Origin of the sequence: Paenibacillus sp. VTT E-133291 (assembly GCF_002264395.1) — a bacterium.
Taxonomy (GTDB): domain Bacteria; phylum Bacillota; class Bacilli; order Paenibacillales; family Paenibacillaceae; genus Paenibacillus_AQ; species Paenibacillus_AQ nitricinens.
Genome location: NZ_NFVA01000023.1, coordinates 25,302 through 48,684 on the forward strand (window position 1 = coordinate 25,302; position 23,383 = coordinate 48,684).

The following is a 23,383-nucleotide window of genomic DNA, read 5'->3' on the forward strand; positions in this document are numbered from 1 at the left end:
ATGGATAAAAAATTAGTGTACTTTCTTTGCACAGGAAATTCATGCCGCAGTCAGATTGCAGATGGGTTCTTAAAAGCGCTTGGCGGAGATCAATATGAAGTGAAAAGCGCTGGACTTGAGGCACACGGACTAAACCCTCGTGCCGTTACAGTGATGAACGAAGCAGGGGTGGATATCTCCAACCATACTTCTGATGTTATTGATCAAGACACACTAAGCAAAGCAGATTATATCATCACCCTTTGCGGTCACGCCAATGACAACTGTCCTATTGTTCAAAATGACAAGGCTGAAAGATGGCATTGGGGATTCGATGATCCTGCACAGGCTACGGGAACTGAAGAAGAAATTATGAAGAAGTTCCGAGAAGTGCGCGATGCCATTAAAAATCGTATCGAGCAATTTGTTAAACAAGGAAAATATAGCTCTGGAAACGAGGAGAAGTCAACTGTGGAAAAGAAGTATCACTCCCTATTAGATAATAAAATTTTTATGGGCGGCGCTTCCGATGTGGAACAAATGGTCAAGAACGAACAGGTTGAAGTTGTGGTGGATTTGCGTGAAGAAGCCACAGAGTGTGCCTATCCAAATGAAAATGTGAAATGGATTAAAGTACCTATTGGTGATAATACCGAGAAGACCAACGAGGAATTATTTCAACAAGCGATAGACCACGTAGTAAATGCCTACAAAGATAGAAAAAAAGTAGCTTTCCATTGTGGTGGTGGGAAAGGTCGCACAGGAGCCGTTGCCATTGGAACCCTCATCGCCTTAGCAAAGTACAACACCATTGAAGAAGCTGAACGAGCAGCCAAAGAAATCCGTCCTGTTATAAACATAAGAGAGCCGCAACGAAAAGCACTCGAAATGCTATATAAATAACTAACACGGTAGACTCGAATTCTTTTTGGACGTGAGGGCTAACATCATTTCATATCATTGTGGAATTGTGATAAAAAACTTAGGTAGGCTTAATCAGAATATACACCTGTTTCGGACAGAGATTGACAATATTATTTATGTTTCAAGTCACAGGGACGCGAGCAATCACGTCCCCAATTCGTAATTACCCTTTGTACTTAAGCCAAACCCTTGTAAATAAAGGAACAAACGGATTTCCAGATGTGTGTCGAGTACCCCGTAACCTAAGACCAGCCTGTAAATTCAGCATCGTGGCTTCAACAATCTGGCCCTATTGTGGAAGACTGATCCTATTGGAAATCAATCAAATTTGTATAACAAGTCACTAGCGTTGCATAAATGTTCTTTGAATTTTCAAAATTATCTGTAATTCTATATTCCAAACAAAAAAAGATCCTTTACAATGGAATGGCAGGTAGTACCTGTCCATAATCCACTAAAAAGGACCAATCACATGGACAAGGATACCCTATTTTCTTCATTTGGTAAATGGATTTCGCCTATTATTACGAAAACGTTCACGGATTCGGTCGAGGAAAGCGGCCAAGACAAATACGTTAAAAAGCTCACTACAATGGCTTACTGCAAGCTCTTTCTACATGCTCAGCTACAAAATCGGGAGAGTCTCCGCGACATAGCTGACGATGTCAATAACGATGAGTTCCAGCGGGAACTTGGATTTTCATCGATCTCTGCAGCTCAACTTTGTCGCAAACATAACCAAGTTAATCCCGATCTGCTTCAGAATGTATTCGAGCGACTGGCTAGTAGGATCTTGTCACACAGCACTTCTCCCGCAGAACGGACCGCGATGAAAGTGATCGACTCGACCACCGTTTCGCTTTGTCTTCAGCAATTCAAGTGGGCAACCTTCCGCAAGAGTAAAGCCGGCATCAAGCTTCATTTGCGCCTTGCTTTTGTAGATGCAGAAGGCGTTGTGCCGGAGCGAGCAACGATTACAGAAGCCAAGAAAAATGATCGTACCCAGATGGATTCGCTCATTAATGAGGAAGGTGTCACCTACGTCTTTGACCGCGGATATGTGGATTATGGCGCATTTGACTCCTACTCCGAACGCGGAATTCACTTCGTCACGCGTCTGAAGAACAACGCGGTTATTGAGCCTTTGGAGAGCTTCGAGATCCCAATAGGCAGTAAGGTAAGCATGGACGAAAAGATACGAATCGGCTCTCCTCAGAAACGTACCAAACATGCGTTTCGGATGGTCGAAACCGCAGATTCAGAAGGAAACCTGCTCATTCTCGTGACGAATCGCTTTGATCTGACATGTGATGAAATCTCGGATATGTACCGCAGTCGCTGGGCGATTGAGACGTTTTTCAAATGGATGAAACAGCATCTGCGAGTCAAACGTTTCTACGGAACAAGCGAGCAAGCCGTTCGTAACCAAGTCTGGATCGCGCTCATTGCTTTTTGCTTGCTTGTATTGACTAAACAGGAAGCACAAGTCCCACACTCACTGCTGCAACTAATCCGCTGGCTCAAAGCGCTGTTATGGAAGCCTTATGGGCAATGGCTGAAGCGGATGAAACGACCACCGAGTCGCAAGTCGATTGGGAGAAGACGCAAGGATTCCTCGTGAGGACGAAGGCTTAAGGGCAGATGGACGACACTTAGAGTTATATACATAAACTACCAAATGGACAGAGCTACCTTTAAGGGCTGATCGACCTTTTGGATTTTGAAGCGAGAAATTAATTTCTGAATATTCTGACCCAATCCCTTTGAAGGTTTATGCAACACTAGTGATAACAAGTATAACATTTTTGATTCAAAAAACTATTTTTTTATCATTGATTTGAGAATTATGAAGGTAACAGTCTATCACTCAGTTGTGTAAGTTATTTCAAGGATGATATATTTCATTGACTGTTAATTTTATCCCAAATTTCATCATGACGCTTCTTCAATCGAATCACCATCCCTATTATAAGGATAACTTAATTAATCGTTCAGCTTCAATATCATCAATAATCACAATCCGACCAATCAAATCATAGCATCCCTATCTCTTCCATCCCAACACTCAGTATCAGTCTTGGTGTCTCCACTCGGGTGACAACGATAATCACTTGTCCCGCATAGCTGGAAAGTTGAATCTATGATTCTTGATAATACAAGCCCTTTAGAGTAAGGAAGATCGAAGGCCCGATCATTCGCTGCTCCGAACTCCTAACCGATATGATACTAGTTGTGTTCCGGACAATAAGTAATAAGCGGCTGGTTCTTGTTGTGACCAGCCGCTTATTACTGTTTGGCTATGACTCTCCAGGTTTTGTCGTCATCAAGCCATATAGTTTCGTATTACGCGGAAACTTGTCCGTAAACGGTACGAGGGAACTACCTACTTTGAGCAATCCGTTTCCAGCGTCTACATTGGTCATGTAGGACAGCTGCAAATCCGAAATATTGAGCAACTCTGCCAATTCCTTGCGGTCGGTACTGGCTTGGTTCAACATCACAATAAATTCGCTGTTGGCGAGCATCGTGCGAGCGGTGTGGCTTTGCAGCAAATCATCCACATTTTGCGTAATCCCCGTACAGAAAGCACCATATTTTCGAACCCGCTTCCACAGCGTGAACAGAAAATTGGCGCTATATTCGTGTTGGAACAACAAGTAAATTTCGTCAATGAAAATAAACGTATTTTTACCTTTTGCGCGGTTTTGTGTAATCCGATTAAGAATACTGTCTAGTACGACCAACATGCCAATAGGGAGGAGTTGCTTACCCAAATCGAGAATATCGTAGCAAATGAGCCGGTTATCAACATTCACGTTGGTAGGTTTGGCAAACGTGTTTAAACTGCCGGAAGTAAACAATTCAATGGCCAGCGCAATGTCCTGCGCTTCCGGCTCGGGTTGCTTTAACAGCTCAGCATGAAAGTCTTGCAGGGTAGGCGGTTGCCCCTTGTAATTGCTTTGTAAATAATTGCGGTACACACTTGCCGTGCAGCGGTCGATCAATGACTTTTCCTTCGCCCCAAGCGGATAGCCGCCCATTAATTGCTCACATAATGAAAGCACAAATTCTGATTTGAGGATGATCGGGTTAGCTCCATCCGCATATTGTCGGTTGATGTCCATAGCATTGATATGATTCGTCGAAGTTGAAGAGATATGAATCGTTTCCCCACCAAGTGCAGCGACTAAAGCGGAATACTCGCGCTCAGGGTCGATCAGGATGATATCATCATCTCCAGATAGTACAAGATTGACAATCTCACGCTTCGCCGTAAAGCTTTTGCCTGACCCGGACACGCCTAGTATGAAGCTATTTCCGTTTAATAATTGCTTGCGATTAGCAATAATCAGATTTTTACTGATGACATTTTGCCCATAGTAAATACCGCCTGGATGAATCACCTCTTGTGCCCGGAAAGGAATAAAGACAGCGGTGCTTTCCGTGGTCAAGGTTCGTAGCGCATGCACCTTGCGAAGACCAAATGGAAGCACGGTATTTAACCCGTCCATTTGTTGAAAGGTCAGCGGAGCGAATTGACATAAATGCTTGCGTGCCGTTGTCAGTAAGGCTTCTGTATCGTTATCCAGTTGTTCTTTGCTCTCCGCAATATGCACCATGGTCAAAAGCCCGAACATCATCCGCTGGTCGCGAGTCGTGAGATCGTCCAGAAATTCCTTGCTTTCTTTGCGCTGCTGTTCCATATCGTAAGGGACAACGGCCGAAAAGTTATTATGCTTGTTTTGCCGCCGCTGCCAGTTGGTAATGTTCGTCTCCACGCCAAGTAAACGGTTTTCGACTTCGCGCACCGCTTCATCTGTTGGAATTGGAATGACGTCAAGAGACAGCAGCAGATTCCGATTCAAGTCACACAGTTCCGCTACCATGCTGTCTTTAATATAGCTGGCATACTCTCGAAGAAAGATGACTCTCCCATAATACTTGCCCATCCGAAAATGATCTCGCTCGAACTCAAACGTATCCGGGCAAATATAATCCTTAAAACTATGTCCTTTTTGAATCATCGCGGACAAGTCCAAATGAAAATCGGCTTCCTCGCCAATACGATAAAAGTCATGCAATATGCGTAGTCGATCTATCGCATCCAGTTCTTCACAAGATGAACCAAGACGGGAGAAATGCGCCATCAACTCCGACCCAATTCTGGTAAAGTATTGACGAGCTTCTTCCACGTTTTTTTTGAAAATGGATACCGTAATATATTTCTCCTGAAATGTTCCGTTTGCCCCAACGGATTTATCCAGAAGCATCTGATTATATTCCTCACGATATAAATCCAGATCATCCTGACGTGACGGAATCAAGACAGAACCTTCAAATTGGGTTCGGTTAAGTCGCCGATTGTGAATCGTAATCTTTGTCGTTGCTCCGCTATCAAACGAATTAAGCAACTCGCCATACCCAAGAAACATTGCCTCCTTATCCTCTCTGGAAGCAGCGGCATAGTTTATATCTTCAAAACGAAACGATTTAGAAAACTTGTTCCCAACAAAAAAAATCCCGTCCGGCCAAATGGCTCGAATCGGGATGACTTGTTGTACGCTCTTTGGAATAACCCACCGTTCCTTGTCCTGTTTTAATGTTCTTTTAAGTGTTTTCAAAAACTCACTCCCCTTGCTCATGACGCTGAATGTTTTGTTTCAGCACTTTGTAATAAAGGTTAGTAGAACGAAAAGTTAGACGCTTCGGCATTAAAAATTCAGATTTAATATATGTCCATAATAGTTGCTCTGCTGTCATGCCATGATATCGAATGAAGCCAAGTGCAGCACAAGGGGCAGCACCTAGTATGCACATCCAACTTAGCGTCTCCACACCAAACCGTCCTCGCAATCCAAAATACAGACCAATCGCCAAAATGATGGCCAAAACAGAAAAAAAGAACTGTCGAAAAGACAGTCCAAAAAATAAACTTTCGGTATATTCCCGGATTTCCCGGTTGATCTTTACTTCCATCTGACTAACCTCCCGAATCCTTTCTATGTACAGCAGGTTTACGATGATTTGTATTCACACTGCCTAGTCCTTCAAATGCATGCGGGTGATCTGCTAACGAAGTGGCAAGCTGCATGCCGTCCTTCAACCTTTGCAAGTATAGCCGTTCGTTCATGAGCGCCTGCTTCAAATACTGGTGGTCTTCCCAATCTGCAAATTCTGGCATTCGTCCAATGTCCAGGCACGCAAATAAACGTTCAAACGCTTTCCTTTCCTTGTCACCAATGCGGTTCAGATCAGGATGATGCTCAATATGAGCAGAAATGTCATCTAATCGCTTTTGAATCGCTTGTCTAAACCAAGACGGAAACTCCATCGGCTCCCCTTCCTTCATTTAAAATATCCCTGAAGTCACCTGCGCTTCATGTATTGCGTAATCAATTGATCCACCTTTTTGCTTTGCCTCTTTAATTTTTTGTTATCCGATAAGGGGGCGTTGTTCTTCAACGATTGCTCGCCAAGCTCATTCATTTTTCGCCTTTCCCTTTCCAGCTTTTTCAATAGCCCATCCATCTGTACACCTGCCTTTTCATAAACTATGAAGCAATGAAATAGATTTGGAATTTATAAACCATATATAGGGTATGTTCAAAACTCATTTTAGTCAATTGTGTACTCACCCATAATAGGAGTTATAAAATCCAAAAACCTATTTGAAAGTGAGGATCATGAATGTGTACGATAAAAAGAAGGTAGGGCAACGCATTCGGAAACAAAGAGAAGCATTGCAACTTTCCCGAGAGAACGTAGCTGAGCAGATTGGGCGTGTCCCAAGGTTTTGCGCCGACATTGAACGTGGGAAAGTAGGCATGTCAATTGAGACGATGCTAGCCCTATGCTATTTACTCAAACTGTCTCCCAATGATTTATTGCTATCGCATGACCAACATGCCGAACCTAATACGGACACAGAACTGATTCTAGCCGCGCTCAACCAATGCACAGATCGACAGCGTCAAGATGCGCTGGCACTATTAAGGTTGTTTTTGAAAGCCATACAATAATTCAATGCCATACGATTTTTACAATCCAAGCATCTCTCTGACAACGCGGTCCGCCATCTTCACCGTCCCCACGAGGATGAGCATGTTAAAAATCAGTTCTCCGATATACGTCCACACCATCGTGACTGCGCCAGTATCTGCTTCTATGGCAGGGGGAGCCGTAGCAAAAGCAGAATAAATGATGCAAGCCAGCACGATGATCGCCCCTTCCATGCAGGCAGCCGCATACCCTTTCAAGAATGATTTTCCAATACTCTGACTTGGCTCCCCCGCAAAAGAGGACAGCGGAACAGGAGCGATAGCGGTATAGAGGTAAATCCGAAAGAAACGTGCATACACAGAAAGAATCATGATGAAGGAAAGAACCGTTATAAACAAGCTCCCCAGCAAAGACACGATCCATAGCGGTATGCTATGCCAAAACCCGACATCATCAATGGCTTGGGTAATGATATCGGGTAAAAACATGCCATCCACCCCGCCAAATCCCGAACGGGTCATCATGGTCGCGATCATGCCTTGTACAATCGTAAACAAGGCAATCATGAGTTCCAGCCCGTAGGTGACAACTGCCTTGGCCAACACAAACCGAACGAATAACTTGACCGCCAGTTCTGGCCGCTTCAGTTCAGCAAAATTGCCTGCTGTTTTCATGACGCCGATGACAAAAAACAAGACCAGCAACGCCAGTCCCGTAGCTTGTAAAGCACCGTGAATATCCGTAATGATTTGCCATACAGCGCCTCCTTTAAATTCGGCAGGCGATTGCGTAACAAGTTGCCAGATTTCATTCATTTTTTCGTTCCAAGTGTCCAATGCATTTTCCAGATTGTCTGCAACCCAACTGTTTTTCGACATACACTCACCCTTTAATCGGGGGGAGGAACAGTCATCATCGCACTATTCCTCGCTACCCGTTCCTTTAACCTGCGATCAGGTTTAATATTTCTTTGGTAAAGGTAATGATGACGCCTCCTGCCAGCGTTAAGAATCCATTAGCGCGCTGTGAAGGATCGTGCGATTTGAGCGATAAGCCGATTTGAACGATGCCGAAGCCCAATATAATCATGCCTACCGCGCGAATCAATCCAAAAATAAAATCGGATAAATTATTGACCGTTGTCATCGGATCACCCTGTGCGTAGACAGTGGATACCAGCATCGTTCCGAACAGTGTCATCATCATATAGACCGTCATCAGCCATTTGATTGCACGTTTCAAACCTCATCCATCCTTTCGTGTAAAAGTAATGCTTCCAATTCTTCCTCAGATAAAAGCTCATATTCGCCATCCTCATCCAACTGCACGGTACGCCAATCGAGCGCATGCTCTGTACCACCGTGCTGATAGATCTGACCTTCGCCATCTGTCGTCAACGAGACATGAGGATGGCGCAATACATCGTATTTCTCATCCATCACCGGCAGTTCGCCGCGAATAAAGAGCAGGGCATAGCGATTGTCGAGCAACCGCACTTCATCAGGCGTAAGCAGTTCCCGGCCGGACTGTTGATAGTTGATCGAATAGCTGCCGCTGCGACCTTTGCTTTGGCCATAAGTGTTTGTATCAATCGTTTCTTTTCCAAGCAATTCCGACACATATTTGTGCGTAGACTGTTCATTGCCACCTAAATATAAAAACTCATCACAGTTGCCTACAATGCTTTCCCAGGAATCTTTGTACAGCGCTTTGAGCTGTGCCAGATTTTGCAGAATGATCGAGACGGAAATCTCACGACTGCGCATCGTTGAAAGCAACTTATCGAACTCATCGGGTAAGGCAACATTAGCGAATTCATCCATCACAAAATGCACATGGATCGGCAGGCGTCCGCCATGCCGATAGTCGGCCTCATACATTAAACATTGAAAAAGTTGCGTGTAGAGCATGCCAACGATGAAATTGAAGCTGCTATCGTTGTCAGGAATAACGGCGAATAGCGCTGTTTTCTTTTCACCCATCATGGGCAGTTCCATTTCATCGACTTGGCTCATGCCGGCGATAGTATGCAAGTTGAATTTCTCCAGCCGCACGCCAAGTCCAATCAGAATGGATTTTGCTGTTTTCCCCGCTGCCAGCTTAAAAATGTTATATTGCTTCACCGCAAGATGTTCCGGGTCGCGCATCGCCAGCCGCTCAAACAGTTCGTCAAGCGGGCTTTGATACGTTTCATCTTCCTCCCGAACTTCGGCGGCAGCGATCATTTCCATCACCATCGGAAAATTCTGCTCCTCCTGCGGCGCTTCATATAAGAGATACAGGACGAGCGCTTCGAGCAAAGCAGTCTCGGAACGCTCCCAAAAGGGATCATTTGTGTTGCTGCCCTTCGGCGTTGTGTTGCGAACCAGATTGGTGACCAATTTGAGGACGTCTTTGTCGTCTTGCAAGTAGGCAAAGGAATTATAGCCATGCGAACGGTGTGGATTGATTAAATCCAGCACTTTAATGTCATAGCCTTTGGACTCGAGCAAGTGACCGGTATCGCGTAAGATTTCACCTTTGGGGTCAAGCACGACAAAAGAGGTATGCACCTGCATCACATTCGGTTTGGCGTAAAATCGCGTCTTACCGGAACCGGAACCGCCGACGACCAGCACATTCAAATTTCGACGATGTTTACGACCATCCAGCCCGATCCGAACACGCTGTGTCAAAATTTTGTTTTGTTCCGGTTGCTTGCTTCGATATTTGGCATTCATCGGTTTCGCTTTCCCCCATTTCGCACTGCCATGTTCCTCGCGGCGACGATAATTGCGCGGCGATGCCAGATATGCGCCGACCGCTAACCCGTAAGCCACTGTAAAAACCAGTAAGCTTCGGGGGGTATCAGCTACCCAGCGAATGTCGAAGGGACGATCCATCGCCTCGCCAAGATAAAGCAAAAGTGCGGGCAATCCCCCGGATAATGCCGGAGCAACGAGCAGCGCCAACCAAACGACAGGGATGAAAAAAGCTGCAAGGAGTAACAAATGACTCCTTGCAGCTTCAGCGCGCTTCACGGTTTCCCCTGCGTTTATTTTTTTGGTAGGGGGCATCCATCGTTTTCAACAACAGATCGTCCACAGCATCCGTCGGTCGCTGTTCTCCAATCAGGTCGTTGCGGAGTATATTTAACGCATGGATGACAATGCCATACTCGTAATTATCGAGATTAAGAATACGTTCCTCTATTTTCATGACTGTTCACACTCCTTAACGAATTGAATCGGTTCGATTCGCTTGCGGCGCTTGCCGCTGCGGGATCAGCACACGGTGCATGCGTCGGGAAATCGTATGGGCTGCTTCTTTCATCGTCGTTAACTCTGCACGAATGGTCTGTGATTCCATGTCCTTGAAGCGCTCGTTGATCCGCTCGAACTGGAATGGCTTTGTATCAACACCCGCTTGTTTGCAAAGGATGTAGGCTGCGCTGAACGCGTGAATCTGATATTCGGAGCGGCTGTATCGACCATCGCCACGATCCATTTCCGCATGTGCCAGTTCTTGCGCCAATGCGCGGAAAATATCTCCTGCGCTCAGCCCACGGCGGATCACAATATTGCGTACATCCGGCTGATAGATGGCATGCACATCCGTAGGCAGCGTTTCACTAATGGCTATAGGAACAGGCGCACGATCCATAAGCGCCTTGATGCGAGTGCGATCATCAGGTGAAATAGGTTGTTCTAATTTCTTTGCAGTGGTTTGGACAATATCGAACATTTTCTTGGGATTATAGCTGATTGCGGTACTCCCATCCTCCCGTTTGTATTCGTCTCCGGGCTCCAGAATATAAAACCCAGTTTCCTTGCGGCGGATGGATACGCCTTGTTCCTTCCAACTATCAAAATCAGCGATACGTGTCGCTTCTGGACGTTGCGCCAGAATCAATAGCGCATTGGAAACACTATACCTGTCAAAGACCGCCTGCACATCCAGATACCCTTGATACCGTTCTCCCTTTTGCGTAACCGTCGTTGTCATCGTGTCAATTGTTTCATACGTCCATTGCCGCAATTCCTGTTTTTTTTGCACCCAAGCTTCCTTGTCAAACGGTTGCTCGGCAGGAGAAGAGGTAGCTTGATGAAATAGTTCGTCTAATTGGCTCATTTTGATCTCCCTTTCTTTCGATTGTTTGTCGGCATCTTTTTGCCAGATGTCAGTTTCCCCCGGTCCTTTCGTTTTGGCAATGGAGGATCGTGTTCTAGTTGCTGACGATTTTTCTCCGCTGCCCGGTTTTCTTCCCGAATTTCACGCAGTAGTTCTCGGATCGACACTTTTTCCTGCGGTTGATGTTCAGTCGAACCCTTTCCGCTGTCGGCGCTGCTGGCGAAGGTAGGCTCGAACGGAGGGGTTTGTTCCGTCGCTCTCTCGTCCTGTGTAGGGAGAGTATGCGTCCGCATCTGCTGTTCCGTTTGTTCGTTGACCGGGGGTTGGGGTTCCGGTTGGAATGTTCCCGGTTGAACGTTTGTTTGTTCTTCTTCCCCCAGCGGTTCGCTCTTTCCCAGCAGTTCGTCCAAAAAATCTTCTCGGACTTCCTCCTCTACAGGAGACGGAGGGTTAGCTTCGCGTTCAGAATCTTCGACAGTTTGCTCCGGTATTTGTACCCCCTGGTTCTCGTCTGGTTGTTTTTCGCTGCGGGCATTCACAATTTCTTGCTTAATGCTGGCCGTATCTACCGTTGCCAGCTTGAAACGTTCGACGATCCGATTGATCTTGGACGCATCCTCAGCTCGTACCATCACATCGCAAAGACCATCCACGTTCTTTTTGTCGCGCAGCGCGCAATAGAGTACGCCATACCTCTTCGCTTCCTTACAAAAGGTCGGCAAATCTTCATTTTTAACGGCGAACACTTTCAACTCCTTGCCACTGCGAAGCAGGCTCTCCAAACGAATGCGTCCTTTCGTTTTTTTCTGCCCTTGCAAGGCAGCGAATAAATATACCGCCAAATGCTTAGCGCCTTCTCCGGAAATCTTCGCCATGACCTCGATTCCTCGCAGGCTCATGTTGACGACCTGATCGGCCGCTTCGTTTCCGCTGCTCATTGGTATTCATCTCCTCTCGTATGGGACGTTCCGATTCGCATGCCTTTAACAAATGGGTCATTCCCTCTGACCGGGTAAGGATACCCGTACAAAGTTTCACTTCTTTCCGCAGCTTGGCAAGCTGGCGGGATAATTCAGTAATTTCCGCTTTGTAAACTGCAACCTGATCTTCCTGCTTACAGCGGCGTAGCCGGTTATACAAGGTTTTGCGTGCGCCGTAATGTCGTTTCATATCCGCCTGAAGCTGGCCGTGGTAAGCGAGCAACTCATCTTCCGTGGAAATGTGACGGCGACACAAAAGCCTCGTCTGATCGATGATAAGCGTCAAGTGTCGTAAATCCTGACGCAACAAAAAATGCGTCCTCTTCGGGGACGCACGATGCTTGGGCAGGATGCCCATCTGATAAAGATAGCGCAAGTATAATGCCTGTAAGCCGCTAAATTTACGCGAGCTTCTAAAGCCGCCACTCACCTTGACTACTCGCTTGCGTCGCCGCTGCGGAAGAGGCGTCTGGCGTTTCGGCATACGATTCTGTAAGATACGTTCCTTTAACGCTTCCTCGGTATAATGGTCTCCCAGACTACGCAAGCGGACGAATCGCTCCTTGCCGGGCGGACGTAAAGCCAGATGTTTTACATTCGTTTTGATTTCATACCCCTGTTTCTGTAAAGCGGCAAAAAACTGAGTCATCGTCATGGAAGCGGCAATGGCCGTGTCGATATCTTCCCGAATCAGCCCCCGCCAAGTTGGTCTGTTTTCACGCTCCGCTTGCCACTCCCCGTAGTGCTTGGCTTTGCCTGTTTCGGGACGTTCAATGACCGACAGCTCATATTCCCGGCATAGCCGGTCGGACGTTTGCCGCATAAGGGCATAAGAAGCTTTGTTGTCGTAATAACGTTTGCCGTCTAGGAATGAGACGGAATTAAGGACGAAATGATTGTGCAAATGATCTTTGTCCAGATGGGTCGCTACTACAACTTCAAAGCGTTCCCCCCAAAGCTCCTGCGCAAGCTTGACACCGATGGCATGTGCAACTTCTGGTGTCGCTTCACCAGGCGCGAACGACTGGTATCCGTGAAACGCAACAATGCCATCCGTTTTTTGATATTGCCGCTTGGTACGCTGCATTTGCTCATATGCAGTAAGCGAATCGCAGTTCACCCCACTGACGTAAAGCTGTTTTTCCGTTTTCACATCTGCTGTCGTGTAGTTCAGCGCCTGCTGCAAGTTGTTAGGCTCTAAACGATCTTGTGCCGTTTTGTCAGGATTCCGGGCGTAATCCAATACGCGCTTCAAGCGGTCGGTTACATCCCATATTGCGGTGGTCGCCATTTGTCACGCCCCTTTACGGTGGTTGCTCGCTTCTATGCGCCGTGGGTGTTTCGCCTCTTCGTTCTGGTTCCGTCACCGCCTGTTGAATCTGCTGGACAACAAGACGCAAACGATCAGCCTCCTCCTGAAAGACAGCCTGTGCCAAATGCCCGGTAGCATGTGCTCGCATGGCTATTTGATTCAAATTGTTGCCGATGGCATTCAGCTCGCGCATCATGGCGTAATAATCCGGCGACGGCAACGGTTTCGGTACAACCCCATTGATAAGCGCCCGGATGTACGATTCCCGCGAAAGACTTGTCCGTTTCACTTCTCTCATGAGACGAGCATGCTCGCTTTCGTTGAGGCGAAGCAGAAATGAGATCGAACGTTTCCTCACCGAATATCACCCCTTTCAAAACAACTCGAACATAAAATCAACAGCGGCGCGATAATGGGGTCTTAGGGGCTTAGCCCCTAACAAGCGAATTTGGATATCCAAATTCAGTGCTTGCTGCAACACGAGACATTCGTCTCGCGTTGCCCTCATGCACCTGCCGGGAAAAAGAGAGGGAAGCCAGTAAGCGCAAAAGCGTCTAACTGCTCAGCACCTCCCATTATCGGAAATATTCACCTCGTCTCCCCCGATATGCCATCAAATGTTCGTTCATATCTTTGCCCCAGTGAGGAGGCTTATCAGAAATCGAAAGCGTAGGGGAGAGCAGATGCTGAATTGTTGCTGAAGCTATCCGCCCCGGTTCATCGTTATCCAAATGCAGTATCAGCCGTTTTACTTGCGGAAAACTCTGTAAAAATTGCGTGAGAGCGGCAGGCGGATCGCCTTGCTCTTGACCCGCCTTCGGCCTATAAATACCAGCTAACGACAACTTATGAACTTGTCGCCAATCCCGACCGGCAAGATGCTCCAGCGTACAATAAGATAAAAGATCAATGGCACTCTCAAACAGGTGCAGTTCGGGACTGTCGTTTACTGCTGGAATCGAAAACGAATATCGTTTGTCACTGCCAACGGCCTCCCCCATGAAACGAGTACTTGTTGTACCACGAATCGCCGCATAACGAGGCGTTCCTTTTTGATCGAAACCAACGAATATAGCATTGTGATAGCGACTGCTTTCATAAAGCCTTCCCGTTTCAAGACAGTAATCAATGACCTTGCGGTTGATACCGCGTTTTCCCAAGTAGTCAATGACGCGATTGGAAGTGATACATGGCTCGGGAAGCTCAAGTTTCGCTGGTGATGAACCTTGTTGCAAAGATTGTGGTGCTTGGGGAATATGTTCAAGATCAATACCTTCAATCTGCCGCACCGCATCCGGAAAAGACATCCCTCGCACTTTAATGAGATAGTCGAGTGCCGAACGCCCACCAATCCCTCTCGACCACCAATACCATTTGCCATTGGAAATTTTCAAACTGTCGTGCGTGCGAGTGGTATAGACATTGCGAGAGCAACGTACCAGTTCCGCAGGCTCGTACACTTGTAAATACGTGAACAGATCCAGTTGTTTTGCCCGTTGGATTTGCTCTTTGCTTACGTAACTCATCACCGTGCCATCCGCTTCTTTTTGGGATACATATAGGCTTTTCCCTTCTGTAACTCCGTAACGCCATTCTTTTTCATAAATGCGTCTAAATCACCTTCATAAACCTTGCTGGTTACCCCATTCGAATGACGAATAAAATAAAACGTATCGCCAAATCCATCCTTTTCTTTGGATACCAACTCTAAAATCGACACGGTTTCCCCCTCCTTATTAGTCAGGTCAACTCCGTAACAAATAAGCGGTTGAATTGGACAAAAACATCCGCCGCGTGGTATGGAATACAACATGTGCTTCCCTCCGGAAATGCGAAAAGGACCCCAAAGTCGGAGTCCTTTTCAACATGTGATTGATAACTTTAATAAGCGGGCTTTCTTCCATCCGTGAAATGCTATGCACCGTAAACAACAGGGAAACGCTAGTCATAGGTGTTTCCCTGCTAGTCTGCTATAATGCACCAATCTTACGCAAATACGCATAACAATCCGCATGACCTTGAAAATAAAGTGCCATCCTCTCCATACGCTCCGTTTCGTCATACGTTTGTTTTACGTCCAGCCAGGCGCGGTGTTCGTTGTCGCTGGAAAATATCCCTGCATTTCCTTCAAAAATCGACTGGATAAAAGGATATTGCGTCTTGATTTCACTTCGCTTGTGAACCAATGCGAGATAAGATTCTCTATTACGTAGTAACCGAGTGACTTCGTTTTCGATCTCATCAAATATAGTCTCCAATTGTGGTTTCACTGGTAACGCCATCAGCATCCCTCCTCGTAAATAGCATACAAGTGGCGGAAACAGGATGCGAATGTGTGAAGGGCTCAGCGTTCCCGGTAGGTTGTTTTCCGTTCCGGCGATGCCGTTTCTTCGTCCGGCACGCTGTCAACACCTTCATTTTCCCGTTTGTCCATGTTGAGCAGGGCATTCAATTCCGCGAGCCGCGCCGTTTTCGTCTGCAACTCCTGCTCCTTCTCGAATGGCGTCTCAATTTGCTCTTTCGCCGTACCCATCTGCTTCTGCAACGTAACAAGTTGTTCACGAGCGTGTTCCAATTTCGCAGGCAAGTCGGATAACGTGTTGTTGATTCGGGTAATATTGCCGCCTGCATCCGCTCCGAGCGTTGCCGTATGACTCAGTGCACCACGCAACATGGCCTTGTATTCCTTATGGAAGCTGTCAAAGGACAGCCACAAGGAAAAACCAAGATAACTGCCCACTGCTTGCGGATCGGGTGATGTCATACCCTTGCATGCATCGAGCAAAGCTTCACCTGCTGCCGTCCGCTCCGAATAAGTAAAATCCTTGATGACCATGCCTGGAAAATTCGATTCATCCGCATTCCCCTGCACAGTCGTTTTGGAACGCACGTACATGGCGACATCCTGTTCATATCCCTCGATTCGTTCTGCCGTAGACTTGATCTGTTGCGGCAGCAGCTTAAGCAGCCGGTCTTCCAGCGCATAACGCTGACTCAAATGATTGGCTTTGAGCAACTTCAGCTTGGATACTTGGATATCTAAGTCCATTTTCTCCTTGATGTACGGATTTCCGGTCGCCAGCGCTTTCACTTCGGCGTAAGAAAGGGCAGTTTCGTCAATATCTTCGGCTGATCGCACTGGCGATTTACTGGTCATAATCTGTGAGATGAACCGTTGCTTGTTCTCTAGTGTTTGATAGAGGTAAGCATCAAACGTGTTCTCCGTAACATAACGGAAAATGTGTACCTCACTGTTCTGATTCCCTTGACGGACAATGCGCCCGCTGCGCTGCTCCAAATCGCGCGGACGCCACGGACAATCCAGATCATGCAGTGCAATCAGCTTCGTTTGCACGTTCGTGCCAGCCCCCATTTTGAACGTTGATCCAAGCAATACCCGAACTTGACCGTTACGCATTTTAGCGAATAATTCCTTTTTCTTCGTTTCGGTGTTGGCATCGTGAATATAGGCAATCTCTTCAGCCGTGACCCCTTTTTCCACCAACTTGCGCCGTAGTTCGTCGTATACGTTAAAGGTCCCGTCCGCCTTTGGAGTGGACAAATCGCAAAATACCAATTGCGTAAGGCGTTGTTCTTGCCCCTTCAACCAATACCGATATACATTATCTGCGCAGGCACTCACCTTACTGCCTTCATCATCTGGAAGCATCGGATTTGCCAACCGCTGATCGAGCGCCAGCTTGCGCCCGTCATTGGTGATCGTGAGCATGTTGTCTTCGTGCGGTTCTACTTTTTTTGCCCGCACCTGTTCAGCGCGGCGGGCGAGATCGGCAACCATGTCGCGTTGAAACTCACTCGGAGGTACAGCCACATTGTGAAAATGTGCTTTCGGCACGGGAAGCTGGAGCATGTCTGCCGTCTGGATGTCGGCCACTTCCTTGAACACATTCATCAGCTCGGGTAAATTGTAAAAACGGGCAAACCGGGTTTTCGCCCGATAGCCCGTTCCTTCCGGTGCAAGCTCTATCGCTGTGACCGTTTCGCCAAACGTAGACGCCCACGCATCGAAATGCTGTAAGCCTTGCCGCTTGATCCGCTCATATTGCAAGTAACGCTGCATCGTATACATCTCGGTGATGGAGTTGGAGATTGGCGTACCCGTCGCAAAAATGATGCCTCGGCCTTCGGTCAGCTCGTCCATATACCGGCACTTGGCAAACATGTCGGACGACTTTTGTGCTTCGGTTTGTGACAATCCGGCCACATTGCGCATTTTGGTATACAAAAATAAGTTTTTATACGAATCGGCTTCATCCACGAACAGCCGATCTACGCCCAATTCCTCGAACGTCACGACATCGTCTTTACGACTGGTATCGTTTAGTTTTTCTAATCTGGTTTGCAATGTCTTCTTCGTTTTTTCAAGCTGCTTGATCGCATAGCGTTCACCCCTAGCTTCCTTGAGTTCCCGGATGCCATCTGTAATTTCCGAAATTTGTTCAAATAATTGCTGCCGCTGGCGTTCCGTCGAAATCGGTATTTTTTCGAACTGCGAATGTCCAATGATGATGGCATCATAATCGCCAGTGGCAATCCGTGCGCAAAACGTTTTGCGGTTCTTCGTTTCAAAATCCTTTTTGGTTGTCACCAAAATATTTGCCGATGGATAAAGCTGCAAAAACTCCGCCGCCCACTGCTCGGTCAGATGGTTCGGAACGACTAGCATGCTCTTGTTGCACAGCCCCACGTGCTTGCTCTCCATTGCTGCGGCGGTCATGGCAAATGTTTTCCCTGCGCCGACACAATGAGCGTATAGGGAGTTGCCACCGTACAGCGCACGAGCCACCGCATTGACCTGATGCTGGCGCAGCTGGATTTCCGGGTTTATCCCGGTGAATCGGATATGACTGCCGTCATATTCACGAGGACGAATCGCGTTGAACCGGTCATTGTACAGCCGCGTGAGTCGTTCGCGCCGCTGTGGATCTCGCCATATCCATTCCCGAAACGCTTCCTTCATCATCTCCTGCTTTTGTTGGGCGATGGCCGTTTCCTGCTTGTTCAGCACGCGCTTTTCCACACCATCTTCATAAACCGTGTCAAATACACGCACGTCACGCAAATTGAGCGTATCTTCCAGAATCTTGTACGCATTCATGCGGGTTGTACCATACGCAACGTTCGCTTTAATATTATTGCTGCGGTCATCGCTTTTGCCTTTCACGTTCCAAGCAGCCGTATACTCGGAATACATCACATCGATGTAAGTCTGGTACATCGGCGGCGTATCCACAAGTTCAAACAAAAATTGTCGAATGTCTTGTGGCGGCAACCAAGTGGCACCCAAACGGACATCAATTTCGGAGGCATCCAGGTCTTTGGGCTGCACAGCTTCAAGTGCTTTGACGTTCTCACTATAGCGTTTATCATATGCAGCGAACTGTTTCGCCACACGCAACTTCTCCCGAACATGACCAGACAAATATGCATCCGCTGTTTCAAAGACAGGTTGGTCGGTTTCATCTTGCATTTCTGGATTCGGAAAGATAATGCCACGTAATTCCTCTATGAGTTTTTCTTCCGTCAAGCCGGTTAACTGCGACATATACGGCAGATCAACACGGGCTTTTGCACCGATGGAAACAGCAAGCGCCTCCGAAGCCGTATCCACTTGCTCCACGTTGATGCGTTGCCGAATCGTACGCTTAGTGAACATATCCGCTTTACGAAGTAGTCGTCCTTCCTCGTCGATAATTTCTAGTGAGCAAAGGAGGAAGTACGCACTGTCATCCGAAAAAGCAAGGCTGTTGGCACGGCTGTTAATCAGTCCGTACTGCGCAGTAAATCGATCATACAGCGCGTTCAGCTTGCGCTGTTGCTCCTGAATTGCTTCATCACTGTAGTCCTCGGTTTGGTACTCAATCAGTTCGCGCACCGTGTCCCGCAGACCGATCATGCCCTTGATGCGACCCGTTGCTGTCGCCGATGTTTCAACGCGCCGCATCCGGCTGTTTTCCCGATAGTAGATATGACCCTCCACCAACGCAAAGCTGAAATTACGGACAGACGGGTCGGCGGGGAGAGAAAGGTCTTCTTCCTCCGGCTGGTCTTCCCGTTCCTGCTCCACCCATTCGGCATGAATGTTAGATAATGCTTCACGCAACAACTCATCCAGATTCGTATCCGGGTACGGCTGGCATGTCGTTTCTTGTCGATTGCCATACATGCGATCATCAAAAGCCATCGTGCCCAGCACCATATCGGGATGGTCAACGAAATAACTATTGATCGGCACACCACCCATTGTCTCACCAAGTGAAAGCCACGCTTCTGTTTGCTCGCTGACCGCAACCATCCGATCCCGTTTTTGTAAAAATAAAATATCGGCGGTTACTTCTGTGCCTGCATTGGCTTGAAAGGCCGTGTTCGGGAGACGCACAGCTCCGAGTAGTTCAGCGCGCTCTGCAATATATTTGCGCACCACAGGATTTTTCTTATCCATCGTCCCTTTGGACGTAATGAAAGCAATGATGCCGCCTGGGCGCACTTTGTCCAGTGTCTTGGCGAAGAAATAATCGTGAATAAGAAACTTGTGCTTGTCGTATCGCTTATCCGCCACGCCGTAACCGCCAAATGGTACGTTCCCTACAGCAAGGTCGAAGAAACTGTCTGGCAAATTCGTCTGTTCAAAGCCGCTGACCGCAATCGATGCCTGTGGGTATAGTTGCTTGGCAATTTTCCCAGTAACGCTGTCCAATTCCACGCCAAACAGCCGCGAGTCTTTTAACGACTCCGGCACTAAACCGAAAAAATGGCCGATGCCACAAGATGGCTCTAAAACATTACCATTACGAAAGCCCATATTTTCCAGACAGTCGTACATCGCCTTGATGACAGTTGGAGACGTATAGTGGGCATTCAGTGTTGACGCGCGAGCGGACGCGTATTCCTCTGGCGCGAGCAAATATTGCAGTTCCGCATATTCGGCTGCCCACCCAGTGTTCGCATCATCGAATGCTTGCGGTATGCCGCCCCATCCGACATAGCGCGCTAATACCGCCTGCTCATCCGCTGTCGCTTGCCGTTGCTCCTGCTCTAACCCGTTCAACAGTTGAATCGCTTCTATATTCCATTTGAACTTCGTTTTTGCACCGCCATGTCCCAGCTCATCGTCGATGATACGGTAATTGACTGCCGGAGCGGATGGAGGGACTGGCACAAGATGGCGGGTAACAAGAGTAGGGGAAAGATCAGGAACATCGGCAGGTTCCGTCGCTGGCTCTAGCTCGTTTATTGCAGACTCATCCGGTAAATGTGCATCTTCCGCTTCTTCCCATGCCGCTTCGTTTGCAAGCTCCAGTTCCTGTTCCCCGATAATCAGATGATCGTTCAACGGATTTTCACGCAGTATTCGTTCGAAATCTCGGATATCCCATTCTTTAATAAACAGTGGAAACTGCCGATCTTGCAGCACCGCCATTTGAGGTGTTAGTTGCACAATTTCATATTCGTCTGCACCGATCCAGACGATACTGCCCACATCATAACCGTATCGCGCTCGCTCCCGGTTCAGAGGTATTTGTTTCGGTTCAGATGGCTCATCCAAGTCAGGATGCTCCTCCGATGGCGGCTCATCCGCCTCTGTTTGATTCCTTCTTGCTGTCTCGGCTGCACGCTGTAATCGTTCTTCTTCCTGCTTCTCCGCGTAGGCGGGCAATCGCTCCGTTTCCTGTCGATTCAAATAACGTCCTGCTTCCAACAGTTCACCGATACGTTTCTGCACCTTCATCCACGGTAGTACTACCCGAGCGTCCGGGTTCATGATCGAGCCGCGCGTTAGCGTGATGCCTTTACTATCATGATTTTCATGAATATCTGTGCCGGTCAACGCCGGGAGGCGGCCTCCAATCCCATATTCCCGTTTTAGGAAATCAGCATTCTCCTGTGCGGACAATGATTGTTGGAAATGTAGTGCAATCCGATACTTACCATGCTCAAATCCGCTACCGTTTTGCAATACAGCGTCGATAACCGCTTGCGGCATTAAAAAAGCGGAAGCTTTATCAGCTCCCGCTTGCTCCATCCATAGCGTTTGCTGCTGGATAGAAGGTTCCAATCCTCTTGATATGTCAAATTCGTTTAATAGTATCATGCTCGCGATATGCCCGGTAATAACGCCCCAATCGTAAAAGCTTTGCACTGTGCGCTCATCCGCTGTACCCGTCCATAGATGAAGTACATTACGGTACGGTTCAAACCCAGCCTGCACGTCCTCATCAAGGTTCAGTTCGGTGATGCCTGCCTGAAAAAGACCGCGCACATATAACAGGCGCTCACGCTCGTCCTCATGGTCATTAAAATACGTTGCGATGTCCGACTTACTCTCCCGTAGCGGCGCAGCTCGAAGCATATCATTAATGATCGCTTGGTCATGAAAAAACGGAAGACTTTTATCCTCCGTTTTCCGGTCGTACCATTTTAGTGATAAATCAGTTCCGTAAGAATCAGTTCCTCCGCTTGTAGTTTCAGATGGTTCATGTGTTCCATCCAAGCCAGCGGATCGCTCGCCTTGTCCGGTGCTGGATTCAGTCGAAGCAGCTCTTGCATCGTCTGTTCGATCTGTTCCCGCGCTGTCCGGTCGATGTCTGTCAGATGGTGGTTTAGCTGTTCCGTCAACATCAGATGAGCGTACATCCCTTTGCGTTCGGTTTTCAGAAATGTCTTGCGCATCATGCCGTACTTCCCGATCCGCATCGCTACCTTGCTCAATGTCAGGTCGGGCAGCAGGTAATCCCCTTGCGGCGTGTAGGTCAGTTCCATGTTCATCGTTCCTTTCTTGTAAGGTAGCTTCATTGTGCGATAAGGAATCGGGTCTTGCAAGGGTATGAGACGAATGGCTCTTATCTACTCGCTGAGCTTCTCGGCGTAACGCCCGGACGGTTGATTCCACTTCCCGTAACATCATCTCGGACACATCACTGATCGCTGCGCCCATATGTGACAGGGTGGGAAGCGTATTAAAATATCCGATCCCGGATAAATCCTCGATGCTGATGTAATGTGTCGGGTTCAACCCGCAACGGGCCAACACCATATAAGCGACAGACATTTCGGTTGTTTGCTTGAACAATAGTTCCACATGTTGTACATCCAAGTCGTCAAGCAAGCTGAGTTCCCGTTCTTTCATCAACTGCGCCACATAATCCGCACTATTGTCCTCTACTGCATTCCGCGCAGCAGCAATGAACGCAGCAGGCAGATCCGAACGTGTCTCGATTTCATCCGATACTCCGAATGCATTTTCCATTGTTTCGATCACAGCATCTGTGTCATTATCCTGCAAATGCCATAGCAATATGGGCTGTCGTGTTCTACTCTGGGTATCCGACACATCGAACACATGACGCAGACTGAAGTGATTGCCCCGATCTTCGACCAAAGCAATCCCTTTTGCACCGCGTTTAACCCAGCGATCCAGCCGTTTGTTCCAAACATCTATCGGCGCGCAAGCCGTCGCGTCAGAACGTTGGGCGTAGATCAACAGTTGATCTTGAAACGGATATTTGTAGTTCCATGCTGCTGTTTGCAAAAAACTCGCCCATTCCTGAGGTTGATCGGTCACCGCACGAGCTGTGCTAGTCGCCAGTTCGACGATGCGTTGCAACTTGGCTGTCACGAGAGCACCTCCTTTACAAAAGCGTAATTTGATTAGTCAGGCGAATACCTTCCTCCGAGTATCGAGCTGTCAGTTGAATAAGACCGTTTTGTTGCAGACGGTGCAAATTACGACGCACCGCGGAAGAAGATAAACCCACTTCCGCCGCGAGCCGCCTTGCCGAAAGTAAAACGACACCATTCCTTCGGCCGGCGCAATCCAGCAAATAGCTGTACAACAACTTTGCGGCAGGCGGAACGGCGGCCCCAGCCAACAGCCGATAGCGGGCAAGATCGTTCATCGGCATTCTCCTCCTATCTTTCCATATTGGTTTTTTTCTTTGGTGCAGTCCGATTTGAAGATACTTACGAACAGTAGCATTCTCCTCAGCAGAACCGGAATAAAAATAGGCCGCATCCCCGAATGCGGCACTTTGATGCTTATCCAACATGTCTATTCCTC

General features: G+C 47.7%; 19 protein-coding genes and 1 pseudogene. 4 read left to right on the forward strand and 16 right to left on the reverse strand.

Features of this window, described 5'->3' with window-relative positions; genetic code table 11:
• The 3 genes and pseudogenes from arsC to CA598_RS11960 all read left to right on the forward strand — a co-directional run.
• Window positions 1–420, forward strand: a pseudogene (gene arsC, locus CA598_RS11950) (arsenate reductase (thioredoxin)); the annotation flags it as partial.
• Between the two features lie 72 nt (window positions 421–492).
• Window positions 493–882 carry a protein-tyrosine phosphatase family protein gene (locus CA598_RS11955; protein ID WP_256990476.1) on the forward strand — a complete coding sequence of 130 codons (390 nt, stop codon included), beginning with the start codon at window positions 493–495 and terminating at the stop codon, window positions 880–882.
• Between the two features lie 493 nt (window positions 883–1,375).
• Window positions 1,376–2,524, forward strand: a complete 1,149-nt coding sequence (locus CA598_RS11960; RefSeq protein WP_094876622.1) for an IS4 family transposase — start codon at window positions 1,376–1,378, stop codon at window positions 2,522–2,524.
• A 676-nt stretch (window positions 2,525–3,200) separates the two neighbouring features.
• On the opposite strand, the gene CA598_RS11965 is transcribed toward CA598_RS11960, so the two are convergent.
• Genes CA598_RS11965 through CA598_RS11975 form a run of 3 tightly spaced genes read right to left on the reverse strand, consistent with a single transcriptional unit; the run spans window position 3,201 to window position 6,253 of the window.
• Window positions 3,201–5,525 (reverse strand): VirB4-like conjugal transfer ATPase, CD1110 family, encoded by a 2,325-nt coding sequence (locus tag CA598_RS11965; protein WP_306440458.1) that lies wholly within the window; start codon window positions 5,523–5,525, stop codon window positions 3,201–3,203.
• Between the two features lie 4 nt (window positions 5,526–5,529).
• Window positions 5,530–5,880: a PrgI family protein gene (locus CA598_RS11970; protein WP_094876624.1), complete on the reverse strand. Its 351-nt coding sequence runs from the start codon at window positions 5,878–5,880 to the stop codon at window positions 5,530–5,532.
• A 4-nt stretch (window positions 5,881–5,884) separates the two neighbouring features.
• Window positions 5,885–6,253 carry a hypothetical protein gene (locus tag CA598_RS11975; protein WP_143812407.1) on the reverse strand — a complete coding sequence of 123 codons (369 nt, stop codon included), beginning with the start codon at window positions 6,251–6,253 and terminating at the stop codon, window positions 5,885–5,887.
• A gap of 334 nt (window positions 6,254–6,587) precedes the next feature.
• On the opposite strand from CA598_RS11975, the gene CA598_RS11980 reads away from it, so the two are divergent.
• Window positions 6,588–6,923, forward strand: coding sequence for a helix-turn-helix domain-containing protein (locus tag CA598_RS11980; RefSeq protein WP_094876657.1), 336 nt, complete (start codon window positions 6,588–6,590; stop codon window positions 6,921–6,923).
• Window positions 6,924–6,941: 18 nt separating this feature from the next.
• Here the strand turns inward: CA598_RS11980 and CA598_RS11985 are convergent, their stop codons facing one another.
• The 13 genes from CA598_RS11985 to CA598_RS12050 form a co-directional block, all read right to left on the reverse strand.
• Entirely contained in the window at window positions 6,942–7,781 is an 840-nt protein-coding gene (locus CA598_RS11985; protein WP_094876625.1) for a VirB6/TrbL-like conjugal transfer protein, CD1112 family, read from the reverse strand.
• A 64-nt stretch (window positions 7,782–7,845) separates the two neighbouring features.
• Window positions 7,846–8,145 (reverse strand): glutamyl-tRNA amidotransferase, encoded by a 300-nt coding sequence (locus CA598_RS11990; RefSeq protein ID WP_445671391.1) that lies wholly within the window; start codon window positions 8,143–8,145, stop codon window positions 7,846–7,848.
• Complete coding sequence (locus CA598_RS11995; RefSeq protein WP_094876626.1) at window positions 8,142–9,923, reverse strand: VirD4-like conjugal transfer protein, CD1115 family; 1,782 nt, start codon at window positions 9,921–9,923, stop codon at window positions 8,142–8,144. Before CA598_RS11995 ends, CA598_RS11990 begins: the two co-directional genes overlap by 4 nt.
• Window positions 9,910–10,101 carry a hypothetical protein gene (locus CA598_RS12000; RefSeq protein ID WP_094876627.1) on the reverse strand — a complete coding sequence of 64 codons (192 nt, stop codon included), beginning with the start codon at window positions 10,099–10,101 and terminating at the stop codon, window positions 9,910–9,912. Before CA598_RS12000 ends, CA598_RS11995 begins: the two co-directional genes overlap by 14 nt.
• A 15-nt stretch (window positions 10,102–10,116) precedes the next feature.
• Window positions 10,117–11,013, reverse strand: a complete 897-nt coding sequence (locus tag CA598_RS12005; protein WP_094876628.1) for an enolase-like domain-containing protein — start codon at window positions 11,011–11,013, stop codon at window positions 10,117–10,119.
• Entirely contained in the window at window positions 11,010–11,951 is a 942-nt protein-coding gene (locus tag CA598_RS12010) for a DUF3801 domain-containing protein (RefSeq protein WP_256990471.1), read from the reverse strand. Before CA598_RS12010 ends, CA598_RS12005 begins: the two co-directional genes overlap by 4 nt.
• A complete protein-coding gene (locus CA598_RS12015; protein WP_094876629.1) occupies window positions 11,860–13,284 on the reverse strand; it encodes a relaxase/mobilization nuclease domain-containing protein in 1,425 nt (474 codons plus the stop codon). Before CA598_RS12015 ends, CA598_RS12010 begins: the two co-directional genes overlap by 92 nt.
• A gap of 13 nt (window positions 13,285–13,297) precedes the next feature.
• Window positions 13,298–13,663, reverse strand: a complete 366-nt coding sequence (locus CA598_RS12020) for a MobC family plasmid mobilization relaxosome protein (protein ID WP_094876630.1) — start codon at window positions 13,661–13,663, stop codon at window positions 13,298–13,300.
• A 217-nt stretch (window positions 13,664–13,880) separates the two neighbouring features.
• Window positions 13,881–14,831, reverse strand: a complete 951-nt coding sequence (locus CA598_RS12025) for a DUF3991 and TOPRIM domain-containing protein (RefSeq protein ID WP_094876631.1) — start codon at window positions 14,829–14,831, stop codon at window positions 13,881–13,883.
• Window positions 14,831–15,025: a hypothetical protein gene (locus CA598_RS12030; RefSeq protein ID WP_256990473.1), complete on the reverse strand. Its 195-nt coding sequence runs from the start codon at window positions 15,023–15,025 to the stop codon at window positions 14,831–14,833. The genes CA598_RS12025 and CA598_RS12030 overlap by 1 nt, the downstream gene beginning before the upstream one ends.
• Window positions 15,026–15,275: 250 nt before the next feature.
• Window positions 15,276–15,587, reverse strand: a complete 312-nt coding sequence (locus CA598_RS12035) for a DUF6664 family protein (protein WP_094876633.1) — start codon at window positions 15,585–15,587, stop codon at window positions 15,276–15,278.
• Between the two features lie 62 nt (window positions 15,588–15,649).
• Window positions 15,650–22,942 (reverse strand): N-6 DNA methylase, encoded by a 7,293-nt coding sequence (locus CA598_RS12040; protein ID WP_143812409.1) that lies wholly within the window; start codon window positions 22,940–22,942, stop codon window positions 15,650–15,652.
• 13 nt (window positions 22,943–22,955) lie between these two features.
• Complete coding sequence (locus tag CA598_RS12050) at window positions 22,956–23,372, reverse strand: helix-turn-helix domain-containing protein (protein WP_094876635.1); 417 nt, start codon at window positions 23,370–23,372, stop codon at window positions 22,956–22,958.
• Between the last annotated feature and the right edge of the window lie 11 nt (window positions 23,373–23,383).

Excerpts from the sequence above, each read along its gene's own strand:
- CA598_RS11955 (WP_256990476.1), top strand. The coding sequence starts at position 493 with ATGGGCGGCGCTTCCGATGTGGAACAAATGGTCAAGAACGAACAGGTT.
- CA598_RS11960 (WP_094876622.1), top strand. The coding sequence starts at position 1,376 with ATGGACAAGGATACCCTATTTTCTTCATTTGGTAAATGGATTTCGCCT.
- CA598_RS11970 (WP_094876624.1), bottom strand. The coding sequence starts at position 5,880 with ATGGAAGTAAAGATCAACCGGGAAATCCGGGAATATACCGAAAGTTTA.
- CA598_RS11975 (WP_143812407.1), bottom strand. The coding sequence starts at position 6,253 with ATGAAGGAAGGGGAGCCGATGGAGTTTCCGTCTTGGTTTAGACAAGCG.
- CA598_RS11980 (WP_094876657.1), top strand. The coding sequence starts at position 6,588 with ATGAATGTGTACGATAAAAAGAAGGTAGGGCAACGCATTCGGAAACAA.
- CA598_RS11985 (WP_094876625.1), bottom strand. The coding sequence starts at position 7,781 with ATGTCGAAAAACAGTTGGGTTGCAGACAATCTGGAAAATGCATTGGAC.
- CA598_RS12000 (WP_094876627.1), bottom strand. The coding sequence starts at position 10,101 with ATGAAAATAGAGGAACGTATTCTTAATCTCGATAATTACGAGTATGGC.
- CA598_RS12005 (WP_094876628.1), bottom strand. The coding sequence starts at position 11,013 with ATGAGCCAATTAGACGAACTATTTCATCAAGCTACCTCTTCTCCTGCC.
- CA598_RS12010 (WP_256990471.1), bottom strand. The coding sequence starts at position 11,951 with ATGAGCAGCGGAAACGAAGCGGCCGATCAGGTCGTCAACATGAGCCTG.
- CA598_RS12015 (WP_094876629.1), bottom strand. The coding sequence starts at position 13,284 with ATGGCGACCACCGCAATATGGGATGTAACCGACCGCTTGAAGCGCGTA.
- CA598_RS12025 (WP_094876631.1), bottom strand. The coding sequence starts at position 14,831 with ATGAGTTACGTAAGCAAAGAGCAAATCCAACGGGCAAAACAACTGGAT.
- CA598_RS12035 (WP_094876633.1), bottom strand. The coding sequence starts at position 15,587 with ATGGCGTTACCAGTGAAACCACAATTGGAGACTATATTTGATGAGATC.
- CA598_RS12050 (WP_094876635.1), bottom strand. The coding sequence starts at position 23,372 with ATGTTGGATAAGCATCAAAGTGCCGCATTCGGGGATGCGGCCTATTTT.